The sequence below is a fragment of the Nonomuraea sp. NPDC003707 genome (assembly GCF_053587055.1).
The window spans coordinates 148,552-175,481 of the sequence record NZ_JBSFNK010000013.1 but is presented as its reverse complement, the minus strand read 5'-3'; the positions used below and the strand labels follow the sequence as shown (position 1 = coordinate 175,481).

The window sequence follows — 26,930 nt, the reverse complement described above, 5'->3', positions numbered from 1 at the left end:
CCGTGGCCATGGAACCGGACCGGACGGACTGGCAACGGCTGCTGGCCCATGTGCGAGCCGACGCGCTCGACTGCCTGCAGTCCAACCTCGCCGTTGTCGCGGACCGCGGCCACGGCCCCGGCACCCACCTGGCCCTGGGCGCGAGCTGGGGATTCCGGCCGGGTGCCGACGGTGGCTTCGCGCGTTCGCCCGCGGAGCGGCTCGCGGAGGCGGAAACGGCCCTCGGTCTGCGGGTAGCCGAGATATGGCGGGCTTCGGACGGGACGTTCCCGCGTCGGACGGCGCGCGAACACGCCCCGCTTTTCGTGGTGGGCGACGCCCACCGGATGCCGTGGCTGCCCTACGCGGGACGCGAGCACATGACGCACAGCTTCCTGCTGTGCGCCGGTCCTGACGACGAGCGGGTGACGGTCGTGGACGCCTACCACAACGACACCCGCTGGGGACCCGCACGACCCGGCACGTGGACGCTTTCCGCGGACGAGGCCGGCGCGCTGCTCGGCGACCGTGCCACCGATGGTGCCACCGATGGTGCCACCGCCTACCTCCTGGAGCCCGCGCACGTCACGGACGTTCCCCCCGGCCGCGTCCTCGCGGAGAACGCGGCCCGGTTGAGCGCCGCGGAAGCAGACAGGGAGCGCTACCTCGAGCGGGCCCGCCAGTGCGTCAAGGATCCAGGCACGCTGGATCGCCTGGTCCTGGACATCTGGATGCTGCTGCGGGAGCGGATGCTGCACGAGGCGTGGTTGCGCCACGCCGGGCTGCCTGCCGAGGCGGTGGGCCCGATGGGCGACCTCGTCGACCGGTGGCGGGCCCTGGCCACGCAGAGTTACGTGGCCCAGCGGCGGCGACAGCGCTCGGGCGTCCCGGACCCCTCTCTGGTGGACCGCCTGGCCGCCCTGCTGCGCGACGAGGCCGAGGTCGCCCGGCAGCTCGTGCGCGCGCACGCCGGCGCCGGGGACGACGCCGGGGACGAAGCCGTGGCGGCGATCCGGCGCGCGCTGATGGAGACGCTGTCGATCGACGCCGAGGCGCTGGACCGGGCACCGACCCTGAGCGAGCTCCCCGGCTTCGACTCCTACCGCCTCGTCGAGGTGCTCGACTCCGTCGAGCGGCTCCTGGGCCGGCCGTACGACGCCGCCGGCCTGTCGGCGCGTACCGTGCGCGACGCCGTCTCGCTCGCCGAGCTGTTCCCGCCGGCCGCACGGCACAGCGGCATCGGGGTGCGGCCATGAGCGCGACCGTCCTTCACGACCTGCTGGATGCCGCGGCCGCCGCGCACCCCGGGCGACCGGCCATCGGGGACGGCACCGACTCGATGACCTACTCCGCGGTGCGTCTGGCCAGCCTCCGCCTGGCGACCTGGCTCCTCGGCCATGGCGTGCGCCGGCGGGAGCGGATCGTCATCAGTGAGGCGGCGGGTCCGTGGCTCGCTCCCCTGCTGATCGGCGCCGCACGCGTCGGCGCCGTCTCGGTCCCGCTCAGCGCCGGGGCGCCTCCCGTCGTCGTACGGCACATTCTCGCCGACGCCGAGCCCGCGCTCGTCATCGGCGACGACGCGACCATCGGCGAGGCGGCGCGGAGCGGCATCGTCCACCTCGGCCTCGACGAGATGCGCGCCGCGGCCCGCACCGGGCCGCACGACGCCGGCCTGCCTTCCCGCACCCTCCCGGTGGATCCCGCGTGGTTCATCTACACCTCCGGCAGCACCGGCGCGCCGAAGGCCGTGGTGTCCACCCATGCCCAGGTCGTCTTCGCGGCGCGGGCGGCACACCGGGAGCTGGGCTACACCGGGGAAGACGTCGTGTACAGCCCGCTGCCCCTGTCGTTCGACTACGGGCTGTACCAGATCCTGCTGGCCACCCTCGGCGGGGCACGGCTGGAGCTGGGCTCGGCGAAGGACGCGGGCCGGGCCCTGCTGGGCCGGCTGCGCGACACCGGAGCGACGGTGTTCCCCGCGGTGCCGTCGCTGGCCTCCACCCTTGCCCGGCTGGTGGAGCGGCCCGGCGCCCGCGCGCCCGCCCTCAGGCTGCTGACGAACACCGGAGCGGCCATGCCCGCCGACGTCCTCACGACGCTTCGCCGGCACATCCCCGGACTCAAGGTGCAGCTGATGTACGGCCTCACCGAGTGCAAACGGGCGACGATCATGCCGCCCGACGGCGACCTGCTGCGTCCGGGCTCGTCCGGACGCGCGCTTCGCGGCACCGAGGTGTTCGCCGTCGACCAGCGGGGAGAGCGGCTCCCTCCAGGTGAGGTCGGCGAGATCGTGGTGCGCGGGCCGAACGTCATGAGCGGCTACTGGCGGCGCCCGCAGCTCACCGCCGAGCGGTTCCGCCGGGTTGACGGGCTCTTTCCGCAGCTCCACACCGGCGACTACGGGAGCGTGGACGCCGAGGGCTACCTCTATTTCGACGGGCGGCGCGACGACGTCTACAAGGAGCGCGGCACCCGCGTCAGCTCCCTCGAAGTCGAGGCCGCCGCCAACCGGATCCCCCGGGTCAGGGACGCCTGCGCGGTGCCACCGCGCGCTCCGGCCCACGGAGCGACGCTGGTCGTGGCGTCGGAGCTGACTCCTGGACAGGTGCTCGCGGCGCTGACCGGCCAGCTGGAGGAGACGAAGATTCCGCGCAGATGCCTGACACTCCCCGCGCTCCCGCTGACGGCCAACGGGAAGATCGACCGGCTGCGGCTGACGCGTCTCGTCGAGGAGACCTCTGATGCCTGACACCACGCTGCCGGCCGAAGCGTACAAGAGGGGCACACCGGCCTACGTGTACGACCTGAACGAGGTCGAACGGTGCCACCGGACGCTGGTGGCCGCGCTGCCCCGGCCGAGCCGCCTCTACTACTCGCTCAAGGCGAACCCGCATCCCGCCGTCGTGGCCCGGCTGAGCCGCAGCGGCTGCTCCCTGGAGGTCAGTTCGGCCGGCGAACTGGCCACCGCGCTCGCTGCCGGGGCCGATCCGGCGGCGATCCTGTACACCGGCCCGGGCAAGCGGGACGCGGAGGTTCGCGACGCGGTGGCGGCGGGGGTGCGCTGGTTCTCGGTGGACTCCCCGCACGGACTGGATCAGGTCGATCGGGCGATGGCGGCCCGGGCCGGCACGGCGCGGTGCCTCCTGCGGCTGAACGGACACGAGCACGCCGCCGGGCAGGGCCTGACGATGACGGGCGTCGCCTCGCAGTTCGGGGCCGACACCGAGTGGCTGGAGGCCGAGCCGGACGCCTTCGCCTCCCGCCCTCGGGCGTCGGTGTCCGGCCTGCACCTGTATCTCGGCACGAACCTCATGGCGGAAAGCGAACTCCTCGCGCAGTTCGCGGCCGCCCTGCGCACCGCCCGGCGCGCACAGGCCGTGATGCGGGACCGGATCGAGGTGCTCGACCTCGGAGGCGGCTTCGGCGCGCCGTTCGCCCGCTCCGGCCACCTGCCCAGCCTTGCGACGCTGGCGGGCGAGCTCGCGCGGCTCCTGGACGACTCCTTCGCGGGCTGGCGGGACGGGCGCCCGCTGGTCGCCTTCGAGTCGGGGCGCTTCCTCACGGCCACGTGCGGCACGCTGATCACCCGAGCCGTGGACGTCAAGTGGTCGCACGGCACCCAGGTCGTCGTCCTCGAGTCGGGCATCAACCACCTCGGCGGCATGTCAGGGCTGCGACGGCTGCCGCCCCTGCTGCCGGAGCTTGCGAACGGCAACGGGAGCGGCGGCGGTCCGGCCGAGCGGTCGCTGGTCACAGGACCGCTGTGCACGCCGCTGGACACCTGGGCGCGGGCCGCGCCGGTGCCCCCGGTACGGCCGGGTGACGTGTTGGAGGTGCCCAACGTGGGGGCGTACGGCCTGACCGCCAGCCTGACCGGGTTCCTGGGCCATCCGGCGCCGCTCGAGGTGATCGTCGAGGGCGGCGAGATCACCGAGGTGTCACGGCTCGTATGGGAACGTCACGCGCTTGACCGTACTGAGGAGAGCTGACCATGGACGCACAGTTCGTCGACATCCTGCGGCCGTACCTGAAGTACGCGGGAGACCAGGAGATCACCGACACCGCACGCCTGCGGGACCTCGGACTCGACTCCATGCGTGAGATCGAGTTGCTCTTCGCCATCGAAGACACCTACGGCATCTTCTTCCCCGAGGAGCGGATGGTGGACCGGACGTTCGAGACGGGCGGCACCCTCTGGACGGCGGTCCAGGAGCTCCGCGGCGCGACGCAGGCGGCGGCGTCATGAGCTCCGGGACGCTCACGACGGACCTGCCGGGGGCGCGCCCGGTGCCGGATCCCGGCTGGCGCGAGGCCGCCGAGGCCGTCGCGGCGGTCGCGGGCGAGCACGCCGACCAGGCCGACCGGGACGCCGCCTTTCCCGCGGCGGCCCTGGCGGAGATGCGCAGGACCCGGCTGCTGGGCCTGCCCGTGCCCGTCGAACACGGAGGCTGGGGTGGCGGCTTCACCGAGCTCGCCGACGCCACGATCACCCTGGCGCGGGCGGACATGACGACCGCTCTGGTCTTCGCCATGCACTGCCAGCAGGCCACCGCCGTCGTACGGCACGGCGATCCCCAGCTCCTCCGGGACCTGCTGCCCGCACTGGCGCGTGGCGAGATCTACCTGGGCTCGGTCACCACCGAGCCCGGTACGGGCGGGCAGCTGCTGACCTCCGAGTCCCCCTTGTGGGAGAGCGACGGCACGCTCGTCATCGACCGCGTCGCTCCCGTGGTCACCGGCGGCAGGCACGCGGACGCGTTCCTGGTGACCATGCGGTCGGCAGGCGCCGCCTCGCCCACGCAGGTCGACCTCGTGTACGCCGCGCGGGACCACCTCGAGGTCGAGGTCACCGGTGGCTGGGACCCGCTGGGCATGCGCGCCACCGAGAGCGTGCCCCTCCGGCTGCGTGGCGCCGTTCCGGCCACGCACCTGATCGGCGGTCCCGGCGGCTTCCCCGACATCGCCGCCGGACTCTTCGGGCCTGTCGCGCACCTCGGCTGGGCCGCCGCCTGGCTCGGCACCGCGGCCGGGGCCCTCGCCCGGGTCATCCGGTACGTACGGGGACAGAGCGGTCCGCGGCGGCTCGACGTCTCCTCGCCGCTGGTGCTGTCCAACCTGGCCGTGATCCGCGAACGCGTGGACACGGTGCACGCGCTGCTGCGGCACACCCTGCGGGTCGTCGCCGACGAGGAGACCCGGCACGGCGCGGTCTCCTCCACGTCAGCACGCCTCCTCGTCAACACGCTCAAGACGCGGGCCTCGGAGGAGTGCTTCGCGGCGGTGAACGGCCTGGTGGAGCTGGTCGGCCTGCGCCACGGCTACCTCAGGGGCTCGCCCACGGGGCTGGAGCGGGCCTTCCGCGACCTGCGCTCGGCATCGCTGAACTTCGCGAACGACCGGCTGCGCACCGCCGACGGAGCCATGGCGCTGCGCGACGTCTCAGTCCGGCTCGTGTGACCTGCACCCATCCTCAGACGCGTTCCGGAGGGCTGCTCATGCCTGGTGGAGTCGAATTCCCTGACGCCGCGCCGGAGTTCGCCGGCTCCGGCGCCCTCGTGCGCGTGTCCGCCTGCCCGATCGGCGATGCTCCCATCGGCCTCTGCGTACCCGACGATCTCGCCGCGGCCGGCGGGCTGCCCGCCTGGCGGGCCGCGGAGCGGATCGCAGCGCGCGCTCTGCTGCGCGGTCTGCTGGCGGTGACCGCGGACGAGGAGGCGGCGGCCGCGCCCGTACGCGGCCGGAGATCCGGGCGTCCCTTCCTGAGCGGACGGCCCGACGTCGACGTGAGCCTGTCGCACAGCGACGGGTGGGCCGCGGCCGCCGTCGGGCTTCGCGGCCGGGTCGGGGTCGACGTCCAACTGCCGCGGCCGCGCATCCCGCCGATCCGCGGCGGCGAGGGAAGCCGGAGCGTCGCGCCGCGCCTGCCGCGGACCGGCGCGCCGGTCGTGGAGGCGGCCTGGATCTGGTCGGTTCAGGAAGCATGTGTGAAGGCGACCGGCGAGGGACTGGCCGGTCGTCCCTGGCAGATCCCGGTGGAGCCGGGCGCGAGCACCGGCCGGTGGGGGAGGCTGCGCTGGGCGGCGTTCAGGGAGCTGTTCCCGGCCCCGGTCAGTTGCGCCTGGGACCCGGGCGCGGAGGCCGGCTCGTGACCGCGGCCACGATCATCGACTGTGACGGCCTGAGCTGCTACACCGCCAACCTGGCGGCGTATCTGGACGGCGAGTTCGACGCGGCCGGCCTCATCTCCCGCAGCGTGCGATCCGCCGCGCGGACCGATCTGCCGCCGCCGCTGCTCGCCTTCTCCCACCACCGCGTCCGCCTGGAGCGGCTGCCCGACGGCAGCCGCCTGCGCTACCGGCACGCGTCGTCCGCCGCGGACGCCCTCCACGCCGTAGCGGACCAGCGGCACCGGTTCGGCCGGGTGCTCGTCCTCGTCGACAACCGCCGGCTGCCGTGGTCACCCGCCCTCCCGGACGGCCCGAGCGCCCCGCACTGGCTGCTGGTGGACGGCGCGGAGGGAGGCGACTGGCAGGTGCGGGACGAGTTCGCCGGCCTGCTGCCGGACGGCCCGCAACGGCCCTTCGCCGGCCGGCTCTCCTCCCGCCGGCTCGCTGAGGCCATGGAGACGCCCGAGTGGAACGAGCAGCAGCGGATGCGCAACAGGCTCGCCTGCGGCTTCCCGCTCGCCGGAGCCGACGCGCCGGGGTGGTGGTGGCTGGAGCGCACCCGGGAACGTTCAGCCGAAGAGACCGAGGCACTGCCGGGGCGGTGGCTCGAAGGTGAGCGGGCGGCCCTGACGTTCCTCGGCGATCGGCTGGCCCGGTCGGCCGAGTCGGCCGCACTCCACCTCGACGACTGCTGGGCCCTCGCCGGGCACCACCGCTTCGCCCTGCGGCACCGTCTCACCGCCGCGGCACCTGGTGATCCGGCCCGCCCGATGCTGGCAGCGGCGGCGGAGCGGTGGGCGGCGATGCCGCGCCTGCTGCGGTACGCGGCGGAAAGCGCCGCCCGCGGCCGGCCCCGCCCGGGAATCATCCGCCGGGCCTTCGCCGACGCCCTCGCCGCCCAGCTCGCCCTCGGGCAGACCGACGCCGACCAACCTCTCCCAGGAGACCAGACGTGATCACTTCACCAGGAGACGTCACCTCCCGCACCAGCACCCTGTGGCACCTGTTCTCGTCGAGCGCCGAACGGGCCGCCGACGCGACCGCACTCGAGATCGGCACGCACAAGCTGACGTACGCCGAGCTGCACACCAGTGCCGAGCGGCTCGCCGCCACGATCGGGTCGCGGGTCGCCGGCCCGGCACCCGTCGGGCTGCTCGCCGGACGGGACGTCAGGACATACGCGGGATACCTGGCCGTGCTGCGCACGGGCCGGCCGGTGGTTCCCCTCAGCCCCCGGTTCCCGGCGGCGCGTCTGGCGCAGATGTGCCGGTCCGCGGGCGTCCGCGTGCTGCTGACCGATCCCGGCTCCGCCGAACTCGCCGCCGGCATCGCGCGGGACGTCCCGGGCGTGGAGGTGTGCGTCCACCCCGGCGACGGCGAGCCGGGCCCGGCCTCCACGTATCGGGGGGAGCCTCAGGACGTCGCCTACATCCTCTTCACCTCGGGCTCGACCGGCAGGCCCAAGGGCGTTCCGATCCGGCACCGCAACCTCTCGGAGTACCTGGCCGCCGCCCTGGAGCGGTACGCGCTCACCCCGGAGTGCCGGGTCTCCCAGCACTACGCCCTGACCTTCGATCCCTCGGTCCTCGACATGTTCCTCGCCTGGGGGTCAGGCGCCACCCTGGTCGTGCCCAGCCGCGAGGAGGAGCTGACACCGGTCTCGTTCGTCAACGAACGTGGGATCACGCACTGGAGCTCCGTCCCCTCGGTGATCTCCCTGGCCCGCCGGATGCGGATGCTCACGCCCGGCGTGCTGCCAGGGCTGCGGGTCAGCATCTTCGCGGGCGAGCAACTCACCCTCGACCAGGCCACGGCGTGGGCGGACGCGGCACCGGGCAGTGTCATCGACAACCTCTACGGGCCGACCGAGCTCACCATCACCTGCACCGCCTACCGGCTGCCCGGCGAGCGGTCCGCGTGGCCGCGCACGCCGAACGGGACGGTCCCCATCGGCCGGCCGCTCCCCCACCTGGAGGCGGTCGTCAGGGCGAGCGGCGAGGACGGCGGAGAGGGAGAACTGTGCGTCCGCGGCTCCCAGCGCTTCCCCGGCTACCTGGACCCGCGGGACGACGAGCACCGCTTCCTCACGGGTGCGCCATCCGACCTCGCCGACGTCGCCGGGCGACCGGCGGACGGCGACTGGTACCGCACCGGTGACCGGGTCCGGTGGTGGGAAGGCGAGCTGCTGCACCTCGGCCGCGTCGACGACCAGGTGAAGGTGAGGGGGCACCGTGTCGAGCCCGGCGAGATCGAAGGTGTGCTGCGACGGCACGACGGCGTCGCGGAGGTCGCCGTCGTGCCGGTCGAGGCCGACGGCGGCGTGGAGATACACGCCGTCTACACCGGGCTGCAGGGACTCGGCGACGACCTGCGGGCGGCGGTCGGGGCCGCGCTGCCGCCGTACATGATCCCCAGCGGCGTTCACCACGTGCCGGCGATGCCGGTGAACGAGAACGGCAAGACCGACCGCCGCCGGCTGGCGGCGGACCTGCGGCGCGGCGCGGCGCGCACGGAGCCGCTCGCCGGCGCCGGCCCGGACCTCGGCGAGCTGGCGCTGGCGGCCGCTCGGGCCGGCCGCGACCAGGTGCTCGCCCGGCTGGGCACGGTATGTGCGCACCGGGACCGGGCCGCCGGGGATCAGCACGACCGCGACCCGGTGACGGCCGCCGACCTCGCCGCCGACGAGGCGATCCGGAACGTGATCAGCGCCGCCCGCCCGCGCGACTCCTGGCTCACCGAGGAGTCGGGGCACCGGCAGGGAACGTCGGGCCTGCGCTGGGTCGTGGACCCCCTCGATGGCACGGTCAACGTCACGCACGGCATCGACAGGTTCGCCGTCAGCGTGGCGGTGGAGTCCGAGCGGGACGGCGACGTGCTGGCGGCGGCCGTGGTGCTGCCGGCGACGGGACACTGGCTGGCCGTCTCCCACGGCGTGGCGACGTCCAGCCTCTCCCGCCCGGTGCGGGTCGCCGGCCGGGACCCGGGCTCCGCCCTCATCTCCTTCGCGGTGCCCAGCTCCTCCCAGGCCCGCGCGGCGGCGTACCGCTGCTTCGCCGAACTCGCGGGCCGCGTGCAGGACCTGCGCAATTTCGGGTCGACCGTCTGCGACCTGGTAGCGGTGGCCACGGGCGAACTCGACGGATTCGTCAGCATCGACCCCAAGCCCTGGGACATCGCGGCCGGTCTGGCTCTGGTCGAGGCCGCGGGCGGCACGAGCCGTCGCTGGCGCAGGCCCGACGGTCACCACGTCCTCGTCGCCGGCGGTCCTGCCACGGTCGCGGCAGTCAGCGGGTGGCTCGATGACTGAGCAGACGTACGGGACCGGCGCGTCCGCGGCCCCTGACGGACCGGACCGCGACGGCCGCTTCCGGCTCGCGCTCGTGGGAGCGGGAAGGATGGGCCGCACCCACCTGAACGCGCTGGCCCTCAGCGAGAAGGTCGCGGTGACGGACGTCGTCGAGCCGAGGGCCGAGACCCGCGCGGTCCTGGCCGAAGCCGGGCTGCGCGTCCACGCCGGCCTCCGCGAGCTGCTCGACGAACGACCGCCGGAGGGCGTCCTGGTGGCGGCTCCCACGGGTGAGCACGCGCGGCTGACGCGGGAGGCGGTGGCCGCGGGCGTACCGGTGCTGTGCGAGAAGCCCGGCGGCGGCTCGGCCGCGGAACTCCGCGAGACCGCCGATCTCGCGAGCCGGCAGCGGGTGCCGATGCGAGTCGCGTACTGGCGCCGGCACCTGCCCGCGCTCACCGCGCTGCGCCGCCGGATCCGGGCCGGCGACCTGGGCTCTCTGTACCTCGTCGCCGCGTCCCAGTGGGACGAGGAACCGCCGGCCGCCGGGTTCCGGTCCACCAGCGGTGGCATCTTCGTGGACATGGGTGTCCACGAGGTGGACCAGATCCGCTACCTGACGGGACAGGAGGTCATCGAGGTGCACGCCATGGCGGCCGCCCACGTCGAGGATCCGGCCGCGAGCGGCGACGTGGACGGTGCGTGCGCGTCACTGCGCCTGTCCGGTGGGACGCTCGGAACGGTCAGCCTCGGCCGGTACCACCCCTCAGGGGATACCGTGATGGTCGAGGTCTTCGGCTCGCGCGGGCACGAGCGGCACTGCCTCATCGGTCCCGCGGAGCCCACGGCGTTCGAGACCGCCCTGATCCGGCAGGCCGAATCGTTTGCCGGCCTGGTCAGGGCCGGCGGGTCCTGCGAAGCGGGGCTGCGGGACGCGATCCGGACCCTGGAGGTCGCCGAGGCGGCGACGGCCGCGCTGCGGGCGTGCTGAAGCTCCTCACGCGCCGTTCTGGCCCTTGCCCGCCTGCTCGAACGCGGCCGTGACAGCGGAACGCCGCCACGTCATGTAGGCGTCGTTCAGCGCTCGGGTCTCCTCCGCCGCCAGATGCGGGCTGACCATGTGGGCCAGCCCGAGCCTGCGCGACGACGCCGGGAGCACCGGCTCCGCCGGCCAGGCGTCCGCCGTCGGGGGAACGTCCGCGATCGCGAGTGTGCCGTCGAGCCAGCGCTCACGGGCGTCAAGTTCGGGAAGCGCCGCCACCCACGCGCCGGGCGTCGTACGGGCGAGGAGCCGGACGAGTGCGGCGGCGCGCGTCGTGATGGTGCGGGGGACGCGTCCGCCCAGGGCGAGCGGGAGCAGTGAACGGGCGCTCAGCCATTCGCAGGACAGCGCCCTGAGCGTGACGGCTCCCTCAGCGGGACGCTCGCCACGACCGGGCGATTCCGCGGCCGCGACGGGCAGCAGACCCGTGGGAGTGGGCGGTGCGGCGCAACCGGGCCACGGGCACGGTATGGCCTGGAGCGACACCGTGACGGCGGGTGCCGTGAGCCACGCTTCGAGGCGCGGGTGCAGCAGCAGCGCGGCGGCTTCCCTGCGCGCCATCGACCTGACCGCGCGAGGCAGGGCTCGCGGCGTCTCATCTCGCATGGGCGGCCTCCTGTCCGGTTCCTGAGCATCGTGTCCGATGGCCCGCCGCTGCCGCTGACAGCGCGAGGTCGAGCAGCGCGGCGAAGTCGCCGGCCGTCAGCGCCTTCCGGTCCGCCGCCGACAGGCCCGTGTCGAGCATGGTCTCCAGGGCGCGGCGCCGGACCAGCGCCTCGAACCCGGTGCCGCGGAGCGAGGTGGAGAGCCGGGGCGGCAGCCCGCCCGTGAGGAACGACGCCGCCCACACCTCGAGGGTGAGGCAGGGCGAGTGGATGGGATCAGCACGCCGCTCCGCAGCCGCGACGGCGCGTTCCCACGCGGACACCACGCGCTCGCCGTCGAAGCCGGCGAGCGCGGCCCAATCGTGCCAGTCCCAGGTGTAGGGGTGCTCCAGCGGCTCGTCGGTGCCGGGGCGGAAGAACCGCAACCCGCACCGGGACTCGCGCAACTCGACGGCGACGTCCCCCCGCCCGGTCTCCACCAGGGCGGGGGCCGGGCCGCGCGCCGGATCCGACCAGTGGTCCTGCGGGATCGGCCAGCGGGGGTCGTAGACGGTGACGGGCCGGTGGCCTTCGGCCTCGTACCCGGACAGGCTGGGCAGACCGGCGTGCTCCACCAGGTTCGGCACCGTCGCGAACACCCGCAGGCCGCGTGCGACGCAGAACGGCGTCACGAAGTCGTCGTCCTCGAGGAGTTCGTCCGGGAACCCGGAGAAGTACGCCGCCAGGGCTCGTGCGTCCGCCGCCGGCAGCGCGAGCCCGAGAGTGGAGGTCCACTCGACCACGGACATGGGCGCCCACGCCTGGCCGGCCAGCGCCGCCCGGCGGACGGCGTAGGAGTTGCGCGGGCTGGTCTGCTGGACCGAGAGCGTGACGCCGTCGCCCGGCCGCGCCGCGACCGCCCGGGCCAGTTGCCCGGCGAAACCGTGCACGGGCACCGCGTCGTCCTGGAGGACGACGTGGTGCGTCGCGCCTTCGGCCACCGCCGCCCAGGCCCGTTTGGCGGTCCGCAGGGGGCTCGGCGGCCCGCCGGGGTCCGGGTCCTCCACCACCCGCACCGGCAGCGGGTCGCAGGCCGCGAGCAGCGCCGGCAGGGCGTCCCGGCGGGCGGGGTGGTGCATGATCGCAACGCTGAGCGTGATGTCCTCACGGACCGTCATGGGACCCTCGCCAAGCCGACGGCGGCCGGTATGTCGTGGTGACCTTGACGATCGCGTCGGCGATGTCGTGCATGTCCCGCTCATCGCCCAGGAAGGCACTGTGGTGCGTCTGGACGCAGTGGTTCGCCCAGTAGTCCGCGTGCGGGTAGGAGCGCCCCGCGTGCAGGTCGACGAACCGCTTGGCGAGCGGCGCGAGCGCCGGCTTGGTCCAGGGCGCGAGCAGCGGGCTGCGGTGCAGCGGGGTGTCGGTGACGTAGAACCGCCGGCCGAGTTCGGCGGAGAGCGCGTCGGCGACGCCGTCGATGTCCATGCCGCCGGGCAGCTCGTCGAACACGATCGTGGCCTCGTACATCGCCATCTTCGTCTGCTCCGCCGCGGGTTCGAGCAGGCGGACCCCGGGCACGCCGTCGAGCAGCTCCCGCAGCCTGCGCCAGTTGCGGGTCCGCACTCCGACCTCGTGGTCGAGGACGGTGAGCTGCGCGCAGAGCAGCGCGGCGCCGAACTCGCTCATGCAGTGGTTCGCGCCCTGGATGGTCGCCGTCTCCTCGAGGTCCAGTCCGCCGGACGGACTCGGCGTGTGGCGGTAGCGGCGGGAGTCGGCCCGCAGCTCCTCCAGGCGCGGTGCCAGTTCGGAGTCGTCGGTGACGACGGCGCCGCCTTCACCCGCGGTGAGCGCCTTGCCGTTCTGGAAGCTGAAGCACCCCAGCCGTCCCATGGAGCCCGCCTGGCGGCCGCGCCACTCGCCGCCGTGCGCCTGAGCGGCGTCCTCGATGACGGCCATGCCCTTGGCCGCCGCGGCGGCGGAGAGCGCCGGCATGTCCGCCATCCTGCACGCCCAGTGGACCGCGATCACCGCACGGGCCTCGACGTCGACGTCGAGGTACTCCGGGGTCACGCAACCCGAATCGGGGTCGACGTCGACGAGGAGCGGGACCAGGCCGGCGCGGAGCGCCGCCGTGGCGCAGGCGGTCCAGGTGAGTGCGGGTACCAGGACGATGTCCCCGTGCTGAAGGTCGAGCACCTCCATGGCGACGACGAGCGCGCTGGAGCCGTGGTCGACCGGCACGCAATGACGGACTCCGAGGTAGCTCGCGAACTCGCGGGCGAACCTGCGTTCGAACAGCTCGCTCCCCTCCGGGCTGGTGATCGCCCACCGGCCGCTGTGCAGGACCTCACGCAGCAGGGACTCGGCTTCGGGTGCGGGCTTCGGCCACGTGGGCCAGCGACGGGTGGACGGCCTTACGGGTTTCCCACCGGAGACCGCCAGCCGGGCCGATGGGGTCATCAAATTAGCCATGCGTCCAGCGTTGGCGGCGCCGATACGGTCGCGATACGTGCGTGCATACGTCCCGGCCTTCTCATGCCTCCCACGTGAGCGCCAGGCGCCGCCCGGAGAGGGCGGCCAGCCGTTCCGCCTCGTGTTCCGCGGCCCGCATCGCCCATCGCGGCAGCCCTCGGCCGAAGTTTTCGAGCGTCACCAGCAGCCCGCCGCCCTGCCGGGTCGCCCGCCATACGCCGCGGATCCGGTGGCCGACCAGGATCACCGGGGAGAGCCATCCTTGGGGCCGGTAGACGCGAGGGCGGTGTACCGGCGCCAGGCCGGCGTCGGTGTCGCGGGGCAGGGTGACCGTCCACTGGTCGAACGCGGGCAGCAGCCGCACGGTTCTGGGCTCCGTCGCCGCTCGCAGGCCCGGGAGGTGCTCCGCGAGAGCGTAGCCGGGCCGGCCCTCGATCGTCACCGGGACCACCGCCGGGCCCAGCGAGGCGAGCAGCTCGGCTGCCCGGCCCGAGCCGGTGCCCAGCCAGCGGGTGAGGTCTTCCAGGCCGGCGGCGCCGTGCATGGCGAGGGCGCGGCGGGCCACCGCCGGGCGGGCGTCGTGCGGGGGTACGGACGACGGGTCGGCTCCCACCCAGGAGCCGGGGTGGGAGAAGCGAACGGTCGTGCCCTCCCCCGGCGCGAAGCAGAGCCGGCCGCTGAACGACGCGGGCTTGAGCGCGGTCCCCCAGCTCTCCGTCAGCAGCCGGCCGTACTCGGCGCCGCCGCAGAGCCGTTCCACCTCCCGCGCCAGCTCGACCCTGGTCAGGAGCCTCCCGTACAGAGCGCGCCCGACCATGTCCACCAGGCGGCGCACGTCGGGCTTGCCCATCCCGTAGTTGCCGAAGGTCCCGAACACCGACAGCCACTCGTCGAGCTCGGCGGCCGGGAGGAAATGCAGGGTGCCGCGTACGCCCCAGAGCTTCACCAGGTCCCGCCGGTTCCAGAGGGACTCTTCGAGCTCGTTCTCCCTCGGGTTCCGCAGCCGCGCCACCGCGGAGAGCTCCGCCGAGGACGTCAGTTGGGCGTGCAGCCCGCACAGCGCGGACGCCACGTCGGCGACGCCTCCGGACGGCATCCGGGGTGCCAGGTGCTGCCGGACGAGACGCCAGCTCAGCACCTGCGACCAGGTAACGTGTTCGGCCTCTTCGCTCGCGGGCACACCGACCTCACCGTCTCGCGTCCGCGCGCCGCCGTCCGGGCGCGCCCGGCCACGATAGCCGGACGCCGGCCGGCGCCGGGCGATCACCGCCGAAGCAGCTCGTCCGCGTGGTCGGCGAGGCCGGTCAGCAGCGCCCCGGTCGCGCCGCCGGCGACCGCGAACATCGCGGTCTGCATGCTGACGAACGCCAGCCCGCCGTCGCTGAACGCGTCGGCGCCCCGCAGGTCAGCGCACTCACGGACGATGCGCAGGGCTCCCTCGCCGGCGGCGGCCTTCAACGCCATGGCGCGCGCCGGAGTCCGCGGATCTCCGGACACCGCCCACCGGCACATGGCATCCAGCCGGGCGTACTCCACGAGGCAGGCCGCGTACCGCTGGCGGACGGCCTCGCTGTCCCACAGCACGCCCGCGCCGGAGCGCCGGCCGGTCAGCCACTCGCGCGTGTCGGCGAGCACCCGGCGGCACAAGGCTCGCGACCACAGCGCGCCGGCCAGCCGTTCGGTGGCCACGTGCCGGGCGAACATGGCCAGACCCCGGCCGGACGGGCCGATGAGCCCGGGCCCGCCCGCGCGGGCGGCCTTGAACTCCACGTCCGCGAGGCCCGCCGCCGCGAAGACCTGCCGTCCGACCGGGCGCACGGTGACGCCGTCCGCCCGCGCGGGCACGACGACCCAGCCGAAGCTCGTGAAGTGCCGGGCGGGCCGCCGCCGGACCAGAACGAGGAAGTGGTCGCAGTCGGCGCCGTTGGTGATCCACTGCTTGGTGCCCGTCACCGCCGGCGGATCGCCCGTCACCTCGGTCTGCGCGCTCATCACGTCCGATCCGGCCGCCGCGGCGTCGGTCACGGCGAGTGCCACCACCGCGTCCCCGCGGACGGCGGAGTCGATGAGGTCGATGAGGCCGTCCGGGCCGGCGTCCCCCGCGGCCTCGGCCAGCAGGGGCACCACCGACGCGGCCTGAACGCACACCGACAGCACGAGACCGACGGACAGCCGCGCGTCCAGCTCCTCGAGCAGGGCGGCGAGCCGGCCCGGCTCCGGCACCCCGCTCCGGTCCTGCGCGAGCGCCGCCACCAGGCCGCGGGAGCCCAGCAACCGCCACAGGCCGCGGCCGTCGAGCCCGCGCTCGGCGGCCTCGACGGCCGCCGCGGCCACTGCGGCGCGGTACCACTCGGAATTCTGGTGGGAAGTCACCCAGCGATGGTCCGGCTCGCCGATACGGGGACGGTACGTCGGCGGCCCGTGCCGGCGGTGCGTACGCCGCGCGTATCGGCGAAGGCGACGCTCTCCTCCTGGCCCGGCCACCGCGTCCGCGCCGTGGCGGGGCCGACCACGAGCCCGGAAAGGACGGAGGCCACGAGTGAACGAGCAACCGCACGGCCCGACGACAGAACCGCGCGTCATCGTCATCGGTGGTGGCATGAGCGGCCTGGCCACGGCGCAACGGCTGGCGGCCCGCGGCGTACGCGAGATCATCCTGGCCGAGGCAGGTGAGCGGAGTCTGGACGACCACATCAACGCCGTCATGTCAGAGGAGGAGATCGAGGACCGCTGGCGGGTGCCCGGCGAGGACCCCGTCCTGTGGCGTCCCTGGTCCAGTGCCGCCCCACCGCATTACGACGGCGCCACCGGGCTGCGCTGCCAGCTCGGCGGGCGATCACTCTACTGGCACGGCGTGGTCCTGCGGATGGACCCGTGGGCGCTGAGCGACGCCACCCCGTGGCCGGCGGCCCTCGGCGACGGTCTCTACCAGGAGGTCGAACGGGAGCTGACCGCCTGGTGCGGGCAGCCGCCGCAGGCGCCCCGGTCCGACACCGAGGAGTCGCTCCTTGAGTGGTTCAGGGACTCCATCCGCGCCGACGTCGAGCGCACCCCGCTCGCCGTGCGGCGCTTCGCGACCGACGCGGGACCGCGCTGGCGGGCCTTCAGCCCGCTCTACGCCGGCTGGGGCGGGGCGGCCACCGCGGCCGACAGCCCCGCGGTGCGGCTGCGCACCGGCGCCCGCGCCATCGACCTCGAGGCCCACCATGGCGGCCTGCGGGCGCTGCTGCACGACCCCGGCGCGGCGAGGCCGCGGTGGACGACGGCCGACGCGGTGGTGCTCGCCGCGGGCACGGTGGAGAACACCCGCCTGGTCGCGCAGTTGCTCGGCGACCGCGACCCACGGCACGGCCGGTACGCGGGCCTCAGCGACCACATCCTGCAGGGCTTCACGGTGCACCTGCCGCGGAACCCGTGGGGTCGCGGCGGCGGCGAGGGCGCGTGCCTCCTGGTCCGCGGCGACGCCGACGCCCGCAGCAACCTCTTCGTGAAGCTCATCGACGTCCCCGGAGCCGGCGGAGTGCTCCTCGACGCGTGGGAGATGGGCGAGCAGGAGCCCTCCGAGCTGAACGCCGTCGAGTTCCCCGGCCGCGTCCGGCCGCCGTGGCGCGCCGTCATCCAAACGGGTCTCACAGCGCGTGACGCCGACCTCGTGGCCGGGCAGCGGGCGCGCCTGCAGCAGCTGTGGGACTCGGTGGCCGGCGCGCTGGCCCTGCCGGCCTCGCGCCTCGACTTCGGGGACTACCTGACGGCCACGCGAGAGGTCACGGGCTATCTCGACCGCGCCGTCACGGCGCCGGGCATGGCCGAGAGCTACGTCAACACCCTCGGCGGCACCGACCACGAGAGCGGCACCCTCCCCTACGGCCGGATCCTCGAGCCGACGGGCCAGATCAGCGGCGTGCCAGGGGCGTTCGTCGTCGGTCCCGCGGCCTTCCCCCGTCCGGGTGCGGCCAATCCCACTCTGACGACCCTCGCCCTCGCGCGGCACACGGCCGACCAGGTCTTCGGCTACCTGCACGACGGCGGCGGGCCCGGGCCGCAGGCCGTATCGGCCGCGTACGGACGACGTATCGGAGCGGACGAGCATGGCCGCCATGGCATCCACTCCCTCGCACCGAGGTTTCCCGGCGGAGCCACGTGACCGCACCCGCTCGCAGGCCATCGTGGATCTGCTGCTCGCCGAGGCCTGCCCGGCCGACGGCGTGGTGCCGACGCCGCAGACGCCGCTCTCCGACGGCGGGCTCGAACTCACCTCACTCGCCCTCGTCCGCGCGATCGTCAACATCGAGGAGTCACTCGGCCTCGACTTCAGCGACACGACATTCATGGACGCGGAGCTCCGCACCGTGGCAGACGTGCTCGCCCTGGTGGAGAGCGAGTCTCGGTCCGACGAAGACCCGAACCACACGGATGACTGAGGAGAGGCGACGTGGCCCAGGAAGCGATACCCGCCCACCGCGACGGCGCGTCCGGCCCCGCCGACACGCGAGCACGTCTGGCCGTGCTGCTGCTGTTCTTCATCGAGGGCATGACGCTCGGCAGCTGGACGTCCCGGGCACCCGACGTACGGCACGGAGTCGGCCTCGGGGACACCGGCTGGGGACTGTCCTACTTCGCCGCGACGGCGGGCGAGCTGGTGGCGCTCGCCGCGATCACGCTGCTCATCGGCCGCACCCGCACCCCCCGCCTGTCGCTGGCCGGCGCCGCCCTCGTGCTCTTGAGCGCACCGCTGGCGGCGTCGGCGCCGACCCTGCCCGCGCTGCTGATCGGCATCCTCGTGTACGGGTTCGCCGCCACGCTGCTGTCCACACCGGCGAACGTCCAGGCGGTGGAGGTGGAGCGGCGGTACGGGCGGCCGCTCATGTCCACGTTCCACGGCAGTTTCAGCATCGGCATGCTGGCCGGCGGGGGCCTGGGGGTCGTGGCCGTCGCGCTGGGGGTGCGACCCGGGGCGCAGCTCGCGGTGTCCAGCGTCCTGCTGTGCTTCCTGCTGGTGATGAGCTATCGGTGGCACCCCGACGACTCCTCCTCGAAGCCCGCGAGCAGCGGCCCGCGGCGCCGTCTGCGGGATCGGTTCACGCCGCAACTGGTCCTGCTCGCCGTCCTGGCGTTCCTCGCGTCCTTCTCCGAAGGGGCGGGCGCCTACTGGAGCGCCATCTACACCGCCGACACCATCGGCGCGGGCGCGGCGATGGGGGCGATCGCGTACACGGGCATGTCCGCGGGCCTGGCCGCCACCCGCCTGGTGGGAGATCAGGTGGCGGCGCGCCTGGGCCGACGGCGGCTGATCCAGGTTTCCTCGGTGGTGACCGCCGCCGGCACCGCGCTGGCCCTGTCGGTCGCTCATCCGGCGGCGGCGATCGCCGGTTTCGCGGTGTTCGGCGTCGGGGTCGCCTGCACGCTGCCGACCATCTTCGGCCTGGTCGGCGAACAGCGCGGCGTCAGCGCCGGCGAAGGGGTCTCGGTGGTGGCCCTCGGGCAGTGGCCGGCGTTCCTGGCCGCGCCCGCGCTCATCGGGGCACTCGCCGGCGTCGTCCAGCTGCGCGCCGCCCTGCTGCTGGTGATCGTCTCCGCCGTCGCCGTGATCGTGCTGGTCGGCCGGGTCAGGCCCGCGCGTGCGGACGGGGACGGCCCTGCTCACCAGCCGAAATCGTCGGCGGCGCAGGGAGAAAAGGCTTGACGACATGACGGTCCAGCCCGAATCGATGCGCCCCTGCCCGCACACCGTGGCGGCGCCGTCGCGCCACACCTGGCAGGTCAGCACCAGCAAGTCCGTCACCTACGAAGTCGTCCTGTGTCCAGGCCTGCTCGACTCCTCGGATCCGACGCTGGCCGCCGCGGGCGTCCCGGGGAAAGCGCGGCCCGGGCGCCGTCTCGTGGTCGTCGATGCCACCGTGCACGCGCTGTACGGCGCGCGGATCGGCAGGTACTTCACGCGACAGGCGATCGAGCACGAGGTGTGCGTCGTCGACGCGCACGAGTCCGTGAAGAGCATGGAGACGGTCTTCGAGATCGCCGCCTCGATGGACGCCTTCGGGGTCTCCCGCCGGCACGAGCCGGTCATCGCCATCGGCGGCGGCGTGCTCACCGACCTGGTCGGCCTGGCCGCGAGCCTGTATCGCCGGTCGACTCCCTACATCCGCGTACCCACCACCCTCATCGGCATGGTGGACGCGGGAATCGGCGCCAAGACGGGGGTCAATTTCCGTCAGCACAAGAACCGCCTGGGGACCTACCACCCCTCGGTGGTCACCCTGATCGACCGGGAGTTCCTGGCGTCGCTCAGCCACCGGCACCTGCGGAACGGGCTCGCGGAAATCCTCAAGATGGCCATCGTCAAGGACGCGGCGTTGCTCGACCACCTCGAAACCCACGGTCCGCGCCTGGTCGAGGAGCGGATGCAGTCCTCACGCTCCGCCGACGGCGCGAAGATGGCGGAGGAGGTGATGGCCCGGGCCATCACCTCCATGCTGGAGGAGCTCCAGCCCAATCTCTGGGAGCACGAGCTGCAGAGACTGGTCGACTTCGGGCACTCCTTCTCGCCCGCGATCGAGATGGCGGCGCTGCCCAGATTGCTGCATGGCGAAGCCGTCTGCATCGACATGGCGTTCAGTGCCGTGCTCGCCCACCGGCGAGGGCTGCTCGACCGGCGCGACCTGGCGCGGATCGTGCACGTCATGGACAGTCTGAAACTGCCGACCTGGCACCCGGTCTGCACGCCGGAACTCATGGCGCGAGGGCTCGCCGACACCGTCAAGCACCGGGACGGCGAGCAGCTTCTCCCGTTGCCCGACGGGATGGGCCGCGCCCGCTTCGTCAACGACGTCAGCCGCGCGGAACTGGACACGGCCATGGACATGCTGCTGGACATCAGCGGGAGCACCGGCGCGCTGGCCGTGACGTCCGGAAACCGAGGAGCGTGACATGGACGGCGTACGCGCGGTTCTCCTGGCCGGCGGCGAAGGCCGCCGCATGGGCCCGCTCGGCCACGGCCGGCTGAAGCCGCTGGTCCCCTTCGGCGGCACCAGCCGGCTGATCGACTTCAGCCTCGCCAACACCCGCGGCTCCGGCTTCCGGGAGGTGCTGCTGCTGTCGCAGTACGAGGAGCGGCGCCTCATGGACGATCTGCACACGGTGTGGAACGGCAGCCCGCGGGACTTCCGCGTGCACTTCGGGCCGTACGACGAGGCCTATCGGCAGGCCGCGGGAGGGGTTCCCGAAGCGCTGCCCGACCGCACCTGGCCGAGCGAGCGCGGCACGGCCGACGCGCTGATCAGGAAGGCCGATCACGTCTTCGGTGGAGACCCGTCCGAGGTGCTGATCCTGCACGCCGATCATGTCTACCGGATCGACTACGGCGACATGATCCGGCGGCACCGTGCCGACCTGGCCGCCCTGACGGTGTCGTACCAGCGCATCGAGCGCCGCTACGTGCGGCTGTTCGGCATGGTGGACTTCGACGCCGACGGAAACCTCACCGCGTTCGCCGAGAAGCCGGCGGAGCCGACCAGCGACCTGGTGTTCGCCGCGTTCTGCGTCTTCGACGCGCGTACGCTGCGCCGTTACCTGGAGCAACTGGACGGGACTGGCTGGCGGCACGACATCAGCCGCGACGTCATCCCGGCGATGCTGGCCGCGGGCGAGCGCATCCGCGGGTACGAGGTCCCCGGTTACTGGGAGGACATCGGAACCGTCGACCGCTACCACCGGGCCCACCGCGGCCTGTTGAGCGAGTCCCCGACCATTCCTCTGGCCCGGTTGCCGCTCACCGTCCGCCCCGCGGTGCGGCGGCGGTACGTCGCACGAGAGGGAGCCGTCCGCGCCAGCATCGTGCCCGCCGACCTGTCCAACGCCGGCCGGGTGGAGTGGAGCGTCGTGTACCCCGGCGTCACGATCGGTGCCGGCGCGCACGTACGGGACTGTGTGCTGCTGCCCGGGACGACGGTCCCCGAAGGGGCCGCGCTGGAGTCGGCCATCCTCCTGGAGGACGGGACCGTGCGGCGGTGCGAGCCGGCTCCGGTGCTCGGAGGTGTCGCCTCATGACCCCGGTGTCGCCGGGCGCTTCGCGGGCGTACGTCGTGGCCGATCTGGGCGGCACGACGCTGCGGATCGGCCGGATCGCCGAAGGGGCGGGATCGGCCGAATCGGTCCGCCGCGTGGCGACCGAAGGACTGGACCGCTACCGGGAGCTGCCCGCCCAGACGTTGCAGGACATGGTCGTGGAGCAGCTCACCCGGGAGCTGGAGGCCTACCTCGCCTCTCCGGAAGGGGCGAGGGTGAGTGCGGTGGGTGTCTCGTTCGCCGGGCCGATGACCAAAGACGGCACCGTGCTGGCCGGGCCCACGCTGTGGGGAGGGGACGCGGCTCCCCTGCCCATCACGGACATCCTGACCCGCCGGCTCAGCGTGCCGGTCGTCGTGGCCAACGACATCACCGCCGCCACCTGGCGCTACGCGAGCGCCGCGGCGGACCCCTTCTGCCTGATCACCGTCAGCTCGGGAATCGGGCACAAGGTCTTCCGCAACGGCGAGGTGCTGATCTCGGATTCCGGGCACGGCGGCGAGATCGGGCACTGGCGCGTCGACCCCGGCGAGGATGCCGTGCCCTGCGAATGCGGTGGCCAGGGCCACCTGGGCGGGATGGCGTCCGGCCGCGGCGTGCTGCGGGCCGCCGGCCGGGCCGCGGTGGCCGACCCGGAAGGCTTCGGCCGTTCCGCGCTCGCCGGGCCCGCGGGTGGCAGGCCGGCCGGGATCACGAACGAGCACCTGGCCCGTGCCATCCGCGCGGACGACACGTTCGCGACGCGAGTGCTGCGCACCTGCCTGGTGCCCCTGGCCCTCGCGGTCAACTGCATCTTCACGGCGATCGGTGTGCGGCGCTATCTGTTCATCGGCGGCTTCGCCATGGCGGTCGGGCCCCGCTTCGTCACGTTGCTCGGCGATGAGCTGACGAAGCTCGGCTGTTTCGGGCTCACCGACGCGGAGATACGCGACATGCTCTCGCTGGGCGCCGCGGATGACGACCACTGCCTCATCGGGATGGCACGGATGCTGTCCCGGGCCCTGCCCGCCGGGGGTGACGCATGAGGACGCTCGTCGTCGGCAGCGGGTTCGTGGGCCGCGCGCTGGCCCGTCACCTGACCGCGTCGGGCGAGGAGGCGGTCCTCGCCTCGCGGACGCCTCCCGCACCACACGATGACGGTGCCGTACAGGACTGGATCGGCCTCGACATCACCGAGGACGGCGCGTTCGGGGATGCGTTGCGGCAGGCGCGGCCGGACACCGTCGTCCTGGTGCACGGCCCGTCGGATGTGACCTGGTGCGAACAGCACCCCGCGGCGGCGATGCACGGCCATGCCGAGGCCGCCAGGCAGGTGGCGCGGGCAGCCGGGGACCGGCGCGTCGTCCTCATCTCCACCGACAACGTCTTCGACGGGGTGTCCGAGGCACCCGACGAGTCCGTTCCGCCCCGGCCCGCCAATGCCTACGGGCGGGCGAAGCTGGCCGCCGAGCGGATCCTGGCCGGCCTGCCGGCCCGCACCCTCCTGCGCGTCAGCCTGATCTACGGGTGGGAGCCCGCCGACAGCTCCAAGTGGCTCAACTTCTTCGCCGCCTGCGTGCACCGCCTCCGGGCCGGCCGGCCGGTGACCGCGCCCGTCGACCAGTGGACGACCCCCGTGCTCATCGACGACGTGGTCGAGGTGATCGTCGCGCTCGCCAAGGCGGAGGCGCCGCCGCGGCTGCTCCATCTCGGAGGCCCGGACCGGATCTCCCGGGCCGACTGGGCGGCTGCCATCGCCGAGCAGCTCGGTGCCTCGCCCGGCCTGGTGGTGGCGGAGCCGCGGGCGAACGGCCGTTACGCCGGCCGCCCCGCCTCCACCGGTCTGTCCAGCGGGCTGCTCGCGACGCACCCGGCGACGGCCGGGCTGGCCGCGCGGCCGGTTCGCGAGGGCAGCCGCCTCCTGCTCGACCGCCACACTTCCCCGACCCCGAGGAGCACCGTGTGACAGCGAACACCGGCACGCCGGCCCTCACCACCTCGTCCCAGGGTGTGCCGGGCGCCCACCGGGTCGATCACATCGCCTTCACGGTCCCGGACCTCGACGTCGCGATCGACTTCACGGTGCGGGTGCTGGGCGGCGAACTCGTCTACCGTCTGCCCCCGCTGGCCCACGACGACGACTGGATGCGCGAACACCTCGACGTCCATCCCCGGGCCGGCACGGAGATAGCCCTGGTGCGGCTCGGCCCGGTCACGAACCTGGAGCTCTTCGCGTACGACTCGCCCGACCGCTGTGAGGCTCCGCCGCGGCCGCACGACCTGGGCAGCACGCACCTGGGTCTGCACGTGACGGACGTGGACGCCGCCGTCTCGGCCCTGAGGGACCGCGGGCCGTGGCACCCCTACGGGCCCGTACGGACCGTGCCTCACGGGCTGCCCGAAGCCGGGATCCGATGGGTCAGGGTGACCACTCCCTGGGGCATGCCCCTCGAACTGCGCTCGGTGCCGGCCTCGCTGCCGTACGAACGGCACACTCCGGCGCGCCGTTTCGGTCCGTGCGCGGCCTGGCGCAACCGCGACGACGGCTCCGCGACGGCCGGCGCGCTACCCGGCGCGCGCAACGTCGACCACCTGGCCTGCACGGTCGCCGACCTGGACGAAGCGGAACGCTTCTGCACCCAGGTCCTGGGCGCCGAACGGATCTACCGCACGACGGCCGACCTCACCGACCCGGACCTGGCCGCGGCCCTGGGCGTGCCGCGGGGAGGCACCCTGCGCCAAACGGCCCTGCGCATGGGTCCCACCGACAACATCGAGCTCAACTGCTTCCCCGACTCGCCCGGCGAGCGCCGCGCCTGGCCCCGCAACAGCGACGTGGGCGGCAACCACCTGGCGCTGTACGTGGACGACGTCGACGCGGCGGCCGCGTATCTGGCCGCGCAGCCGGGCTGTACGGTGCTCGGCACCCCCGAGACCATCCCGGAAGGCCCCCTGGCCGGCGACCGCTGGGTGTACGTCCGCACCGGAATCGGGCTGTACATCGAGGTGGTGCACATGCCTGACGGCAGCCTGCCCTATGAGCGCGGCACCGCCGCCAGACGCCGTCCGGCCGGTGGGAAGCGATGGTGGGACCGTTGAGCGCCCGGCATCGCATCCGGCCGGCGACAGAAAGGATGCCCCGTGGCAACGCTGACACCCGTTGATCCAGAACTCCTGGCCACGACCGTCGTCACGACTCTGGCCGTCCACTTCGACCCACAGGCCCGTGAGGCCAGCGTCTTCTACTGGGAACGGGGACTGCGCTACCGCCAGGCGGTGGTGGAGGCGGCCGAGCGGACCCCGGACGAGACCGTCACCCGCCTGGTCGGCGACCTGCGCGCGGACCCGGCCGACCCGGCCGTACACCTCGCCCTGCACACCCGGCTGAGCCGGCTCGGGCCGGCCCTCGGCACTCTTTTCGCGCGGGCGTGGGAGGCGGAGTCCAACTCACGCCTGGGCTACCATCTGGGCCGGCACTACGCCGCCACCGGCCAGGCCGAGGTCGGGGCGGCGCGGCTCGCCACCCTGCCGCCGGGCGAAGGGCTCAGGCCCGGCGACGCTCCCCAAGTGCTGGTCGTGGTGCCGTTCCGCCACCGGGGCTCAGGGCCGCGGCTGCGCAACCTGCTGGCCTGTCTGCTGGCTCTGCGGGACCAGTCCGTACCGCGCGCCTTCTACCAGGTCGCGGTCGTGGAAACGGACGAAGGCCCGCGGTGGCGTGACGTCATCCTGCCCCGTACGGACCACTACCTCTACGCGTACAAGCCCGGCCGCTTCAACAAGTCCTGGGCGGTGAACGTCGGAGTGGTCAACACTCCCGCCCAGGCGGAGATCATCTGCGTCCTGGACGCGGACGCCCTGGTCGACCGCGACTTCATCGCGCGGAACGTCGCCCGCTTCCATCAGCCCGGCGCCATGGGGCATCTCAGTTACCGCGACATGTGGTGCCTCGATGAGTCCGCCACCTCCAGGGCCATCGAGGAGCGGCTGTGGCGGCGTGCCGCCGAGGTGAACCCGGACCGGCTGCGGGCCTTCGTGCTGCGGCGACCGCCCGGGTGCTGCGTCTGGGTACGCGCAAGCGCCTTCCACCGGGTCGGCGGGATGGACGAACGCTTCGAGGGCTGGGGAGGCGAGGACAACGACTTCGCCTACCGGATGGACATCAACTCCGCCTTCGACCACTACCACGATCCCCTGCTGCACATGTACCACCCGTCCTCCGCGGTGCTGCGCGCGGACGGCGAACTGGTCAACGCCCACATACCCGCGTTGAGCTGGGGGCCTTCCTCAGCACCCATCGGCGACGTCCACCGGTTCGCGCACACGACCGGAACCGGCCGCCGGCCCGAGCGAAGGGAAGACAGCCGTGTCTCGTGACATCCCCGTTCTGGACCTGACCGAGTGGCGGACGTCGGGCCCCGCGCGCCGCTCCGAGATCGCCGCGGCGCTGGACACCGCCCTGCGTGAAACCGGCCTCTTCCTCCTGCGCGGCCACGACGTTCCGCCGGAGCTCACCGAGCGCATGCGCACGCAGGGACGGGTGTTCTTCGCGCTGCCCGCCGAGGTGAAGCAGCGGTACGCGGTCAGCCGCCCCTACGACAACGGCTGGCGTGGCCTGGGCGCGCTCGACGTCGGCGCCGTGGACGGGCAGGCCGGCGCACCCGATCTGCACGAGGCCTATCACGTCGGTCCCTCCCATCGCACCGGCGACCCGTCGTACGACGCGTCGTACTACCCGGACAACAAGTGGCCGGCGGAACAGCCCGGGCTGCGGGACACAGCGCTGCGGTACACCGGCCACATGACGCGGGTGGCCCACGAGGTGCTCGGTGTCCTCGCGGCCGTCCTCGGCCTGCCGGCGGATTTCTTCACCGCCAGATCGCAGCGGGCGACATGGACCCAGAACGTCAACTGGTATCCCTCGCTCCGGACCGTCGGCGGCGTGGTGGAGGGACAGATGCGGGTCGGTCCGCACACCGACTTCGGCACGCTGAGTCTCCTCGACCGCCAGCAGGGCGTCGGCGGGCTGGAGGTCTGGAACGAGGCGGACGGCTGGTTCAAACCGCCCTTCGAGCCGGGCACCCTGGTCGTCAACCTGGGCGACCTGATGCAGCTGTGGACGGACGGCCGTTGGCGCTCGCTGCGGCACCGGGTGCTCGCGCCCAGCGACAAGGCTCCTGACGAGGAGCTGGTGTCCCTGGTCTACTTCTTCGAGACCGATCCCGACCTGGAGGTCGTTCCGCTGGCGGCGCCCGCCGGAGGCGGTCAGGGGATGAGCCCGGTCATCGCCGGCGAATCGATTCTGGAGAAGGTCCGAGGGTCTCTGACGCTCGAGGCCCGGTGATCGTCGCCCATCG

At 73.5% G+C, this 26,930-nt stretch carries 24 protein-coding genes; 19 read left to right on the top strand and 5 right to left on the bottom strand.

Features of this window, described 5'->3' with window-relative positions; translation table 11 throughout:
* Positions 1-2: 2 nt before the first annotated feature.
* From ACWDRB_RS31720 to ACWDRB_RS31680, 9 genes are read left to right on the top strand one after another with little or no spacing between them, the layout of a single operon-like run.
* Entirely contained in the window at positions 3-1,235 is a 1,233-nt protein-coding gene (locus ACWDRB_RS31720) for a hypothetical protein (protein ID WP_449899837.1), read from the top strand.
* Entirely contained in the window at positions 1,232-2,728 is a 1,497-nt protein-coding gene (locus ACWDRB_RS31715) for a class I adenylate-forming enzyme family protein (RefSeq protein WP_449899835.1), read from the top strand. The genes ACWDRB_RS31720 and ACWDRB_RS31715 overlap by 4 nt, the downstream gene beginning before the upstream one ends.
* Entirely contained in the window at positions 2,721-3,968 is a 1,248-nt protein-coding gene (locus ACWDRB_RS31710; RefSeq protein WP_449899833.1) for a type III PLP-dependent enzyme, read from the top strand. Before ACWDRB_RS31715 ends, ACWDRB_RS31710 begins: the two co-directional genes overlap by 8 nt.
* A gap of 2 nt (positions 3,969-3,970) precedes the next feature.
* Positions 3,971-4,225: a phosphopantetheine-binding protein gene (locus ACWDRB_RS31705; RefSeq protein ID WP_449899831.1), complete on the top strand. Its 255-nt coding sequence runs from the start codon at positions 3,971-3,973 to the stop codon at positions 4,223-4,225.
* Positions 4,222-5,436, top strand: coding sequence for an acyl-CoA dehydrogenase family protein (locus ACWDRB_RS31700; protein WP_449899829.1), 1,215 nt, complete (start codon positions 4,222-4,224; stop codon positions 5,434-5,436). Before ACWDRB_RS31705 ends, ACWDRB_RS31700 begins: the two co-directional genes overlap by 4 nt.
* 38 nt (positions 5,437-5,474) lie before the next feature.
* Complete coding sequence (locus tag ACWDRB_RS31695) at positions 5,475-6,128, top strand: 4'-phosphopantetheinyl transferase family protein (protein ID WP_449899827.1); 654 nt, start codon at positions 5,475-5,477, stop codon at positions 6,126-6,128.
* Complete coding sequence (locus ACWDRB_RS31690; protein WP_449899825.1) at positions 6,125-7,102, top strand: hypothetical protein; 978 nt, start codon at positions 6,125-6,127, stop codon at positions 7,100-7,102. Before ACWDRB_RS31695 ends, ACWDRB_RS31690 begins: the two co-directional genes overlap by 4 nt.
* Positions 7,099-9,453, top strand: a complete 2,355-nt coding sequence (locus ACWDRB_RS31685; protein ID WP_449899822.1) for an amino acid adenylation domain-containing protein — start codon at positions 7,099-7,101, stop codon at positions 9,451-9,453. Before ACWDRB_RS31690 ends, ACWDRB_RS31685 begins: the two co-directional genes overlap by 4 nt.
* Entirely contained in the window at positions 9,446-10,423 is a 978-nt protein-coding gene (locus ACWDRB_RS31680; protein WP_449899819.1) for a Gfo/Idh/MocA family protein, read from the top strand. The genes ACWDRB_RS31685 and ACWDRB_RS31680 overlap by 8 nt, the downstream gene beginning before the upstream one ends.
* Before the next feature lie 6 nt (positions 10,424-10,429).
* On the opposite strand, the gene ACWDRB_RS31675 is transcribed toward ACWDRB_RS31680, so the two are convergent.
* From ACWDRB_RS31675 to ACWDRB_RS31655, 5 genes are all read right to left on the bottom strand, one after another.
* On the bottom strand, positions 10,430-11,080 hold the full coding sequence (locus ACWDRB_RS31675) for a hypothetical protein (protein ID WP_449899817.1): 651 nt from the start codon (positions 11,078-11,080) through the stop codon (positions 10,430-10,432).
* Complete coding sequence (locus ACWDRB_RS31670; RefSeq protein ID WP_449899815.1) at positions 11,070-12,236, bottom strand: hypothetical protein; 1,167 nt, start codon at positions 12,234-12,236, stop codon at positions 11,070-11,072. Before ACWDRB_RS31670 ends, ACWDRB_RS31675 begins: the two co-directional genes overlap by 11 nt.
* A complete protein-coding gene (locus ACWDRB_RS31665; protein ID WP_449899813.1) occupies positions 12,223-13,533 on the bottom strand; it encodes a DegT/DnrJ/EryC1/StrS family aminotransferase in 1,311 nt (436 codons plus the stop codon). The genes ACWDRB_RS31670 and ACWDRB_RS31665 overlap by 14 nt, the downstream gene beginning before the upstream one ends.
* A 61-nt stretch (positions 13,534-13,594) precedes the next feature.
* The gene (locus ACWDRB_RS31660) at positions 13,595-14,713 is read right to left on the bottom strand and encodes a DNA glycosylase AlkZ-like family protein (protein ID WP_449899811.1); all 1,119 of its coding nucleotides are present in this window, start codon (positions 14,711-14,713) and stop codon (positions 13,595-13,597) included.
* Between the two features lie 83 nt (positions 14,714-14,796).
* Positions 14,797-15,906, bottom strand: a complete 1,110-nt coding sequence (locus tag ACWDRB_RS31655) for an acyl-CoA dehydrogenase family protein (RefSeq protein WP_449899809.1) — start codon at positions 15,904-15,906, stop codon at positions 14,797-14,799.
* Positions 15,907-16,072: 166 nt separating this feature from the next.
* On the opposite strand from ACWDRB_RS31655, the gene ACWDRB_RS31650 reads away from it, so the two are divergent.
* Genes ACWDRB_RS31650 through ACWDRB_RS31605 form a run of 10 tightly spaced genes read left to right on the top strand, consistent with a single transcriptional unit; the run spans position 16,073 to position 26,917 of the window.
* A complete protein-coding gene (locus tag ACWDRB_RS31650) occupies positions 16,073-17,677 on the top strand; it encodes a GMC oxidoreductase (protein WP_449899806.1) in 1,605 nt (534 codons plus the stop codon).
* On the top strand, positions 17,631-17,954 hold the full coding sequence (locus tag ACWDRB_RS31645; RefSeq protein WP_449899804.1) for an acyl carrier protein: 324 nt from the start codon (positions 17,631-17,633) through the stop codon (positions 17,952-17,954). Before ACWDRB_RS31650 ends, ACWDRB_RS31645 begins: the two co-directional genes overlap by 47 nt.
* A gap of 11 nt (positions 17,955-17,965) precedes the next feature.
* Positions 17,966-19,216, top strand: coding sequence for an MFS transporter (locus ACWDRB_RS31640; protein ID WP_449899802.1), 1,251 nt, complete (start codon positions 17,966-17,968; stop codon positions 19,214-19,216).
* 4 nt (positions 19,217-19,220) lie between these two features.
* Entirely contained in the window at positions 19,221-20,459 is a 1,239-nt protein-coding gene (locus tag ACWDRB_RS31635; RefSeq protein ID WP_449899799.1) for a sedoheptulose 7-phosphate cyclase, read from the top strand.
* Between the two features lies 1 nt (position 20,460).
* The gene (locus ACWDRB_RS31630; protein ID WP_449899797.1) at positions 20,461-21,579 is read left to right on the top strand and encodes a sugar phosphate nucleotidyltransferase; all 1,119 of its coding nucleotides are present in this window, start codon (positions 20,461-20,463) and stop codon (positions 21,577-21,579) included.
* On the top strand, positions 21,576-22,622 hold the full coding sequence (locus ACWDRB_RS31625) for an ROK family protein (RefSeq protein ID WP_449899795.1): 1,047 nt from the start codon (positions 21,576-21,578) through the stop codon (positions 22,620-22,622). The genes ACWDRB_RS31630 and ACWDRB_RS31625 overlap by 4 nt, the downstream gene beginning before the upstream one ends.
* The gene (locus tag ACWDRB_RS31620; RefSeq protein WP_449899793.1) at positions 22,619-23,542 is read left to right on the top strand and encodes an SDR family oxidoreductase; all 924 of its coding nucleotides are present in this window, start codon (positions 22,619-22,621) and stop codon (positions 23,540-23,542) included. Before ACWDRB_RS31625 ends, ACWDRB_RS31620 begins: the two co-directional genes overlap by 4 nt.
* The gene (locus tag ACWDRB_RS31615) at positions 23,539-24,675 is read left to right on the top strand and encodes a VOC family protein (RefSeq protein WP_449899790.1); all 1,137 of its coding nucleotides are present in this window, start codon (positions 23,539-23,541) and stop codon (positions 24,673-24,675) included. The genes ACWDRB_RS31620 and ACWDRB_RS31615 overlap by 4 nt, the downstream gene beginning before the upstream one ends.
* A 42-nt stretch (positions 24,676-24,717) precedes the next feature.
* Positions 24,718-25,950, top strand: a complete 1,233-nt coding sequence (locus ACWDRB_RS31610; protein WP_449899788.1) for a glycosyltransferase — start codon at positions 24,718-24,720, stop codon at positions 25,948-25,950.
* Complete coding sequence (locus ACWDRB_RS31605; protein WP_449899786.1) at positions 25,940-26,917, top strand: isopenicillin N synthase family dioxygenase; 978 nt, start codon at positions 25,940-25,942, stop codon at positions 26,915-26,917. Before ACWDRB_RS31610 ends, ACWDRB_RS31605 begins: the two co-directional genes overlap by 11 nt.
* Positions 26,918-26,930 lie beyond the last annotated feature (13 nt).

Bases quoted from the DNA above. Each gene is read 5' to 3' on its own strand.
- ACWDRB_RS31680 (WP_449899819.1), top strand. From the start codon at position 9,446: ATGACTGAGCAGACGTACGGGACCGGCGCGTCCGCGGCCCCTGACGGA.
- ACWDRB_RS31625 (WP_449899795.1), top strand. From the start codon at position 21,576: ATGACCCCGGTGTCGCCGGGCGCTTCGCGGGCGTACGTCGTGGCCGAT.
- ACWDRB_RS31635 (WP_449899799.1), top strand. From the start codon at position 19,221: ATGACGGTCCAGCCCGAATCGATGCGCCCCTGCCCGCACACCGTGGCG.
- ACWDRB_RS31675 (WP_449899817.1), bottom strand. From the start codon at position 11,080: ATGCGAGATGAGACGCCGCGAGCCCTGCCTCGCGCGGTCAGGTCGATG.
- ACWDRB_RS31715 (WP_449899835.1), top strand. From the start codon at position 1,232: ATGAGCGCGACCGTCCTTCACGACCTGCTGGATGCCGCGGCCGCCGCG.
- ACWDRB_RS31670 (WP_449899815.1), bottom strand. From the start codon at position 12,236: ATGACGGTCCGTGAGGACATCACGCTCAGCGTTGCGATCATGCACCAC.
- ACWDRB_RS31705 (WP_449899831.1), top strand. From the start codon at position 3,971: ATGGACGCACAGTTCGTCGACATCCTGCGGCCGTACCTGAAGTACGCG.
- ACWDRB_RS31710 (WP_449899833.1), top strand. From the start codon at position 2,721: ATGCCTGACACCACGCTGCCGGCCGAAGCGTACAAGAGGGGCACACCG.
- ACWDRB_RS31620 (WP_449899793.1), top strand. From the start codon at position 22,619: ATGAGGACGCTCGTCGTCGGCAGCGGGTTCGTGGGCCGCGCGCTGGCC.
- ACWDRB_RS31645 (WP_449899804.1), top strand. From the start codon at position 17,631: ATGGCATCCACTCCCTCGCACCGAGGTTTCCCGGCGGAGCCACGTGAC.
- ACWDRB_RS31695 (WP_449899827.1), top strand. From the start codon at position 5,475: ATGCCTGGTGGAGTCGAATTCCCTGACGCCGCGCCGGAGTTCGCCGGC.
- ACWDRB_RS31665 (WP_449899813.1), bottom strand. From the start codon at position 13,533: ATGGCTAATTTGATGACCCCATCGGCCCGGCTGGCGGTCTCCGGTGGG.
- ACWDRB_RS31630 (WP_449899797.1), top strand. From the start codon at position 20,461: ATGGACGGCGTACGCGCGGTTCTCCTGGCCGGCGGCGAAGGCCGCCGC.
- ACWDRB_RS31700 (WP_449899829.1), top strand. From the start codon at position 4,222: ATGAGCTCCGGGACGCTCACGACGGACCTGCCGGGGGCGCGCCCGGTG.